We start from the raw sequence: 517 nt of genomic DNA, 5'->3' as shown, positions 1-517 counted from the left end.
GCCGATCGCGAGCTCGTCGGGCGGGTGCTGAGGCGCCTCGCCGAGGTCGTCGCGGAACGCGGCCCGCGCTTCGCGGAGGCCCGAGCCGGCGGGCTCGAATCCTATCGCCGTGCAGACGGAGGCTGCGGGTCCGAGCCCCGCGTAGTCCTCCTGCTCGACGGCTTCCACGCCTTCCGGCAGACGGCCGAGACCTTCGGCGCGGCATCGCCGTTCGAAGCGCTCGGCGACATCATGCGCTCCGGTCGGTCCGTCGGCGTCCACGTCGTCATCACCTGCGACCGCCCTGCGGCGATTCCCTCGAGCCTGACGGCGGCGCTCCCGCTGCAGTTCGTGCTGCGACTGACCAATCCCCACGACTACGACCACATCGGCGTGGACCGCGACGCATTCGAGGAGGCGCCTCCCGGCCGCGCCATCGCTGCGGGGGACGGCCGCGAGATCCAGTTCGCGCTCGTCGGCGGGCACGGCGAGCTCGCCGCGCAGGCCGCGGAAGTCGATGCGCTGGCGCGGGACCTCG

General features: G+C 73.5%; 1 pseudogene. It reads left to right on the top strand.

From position 1 onward, the window contains the following. Positions 1-517, top strand: a pseudogene (locus ACFPZL_RS14200) (FtsK/SpoIIIE domain-containing protein); the annotation flags it as partial.

Source organism: Leucobacter soli (assembly GCF_042659205.1).
Classification (GTDB): Bacteria; Actinomycetota; Actinomycetes; order Actinomycetales; family Microbacteriaceae; genus Leucobacter; species Leucobacter soli.
The sequence above is the reverse complement of the archived record's forward strand: the minus strand, read 5'-3'. Positions and strand labels throughout refer to the sequence as shown.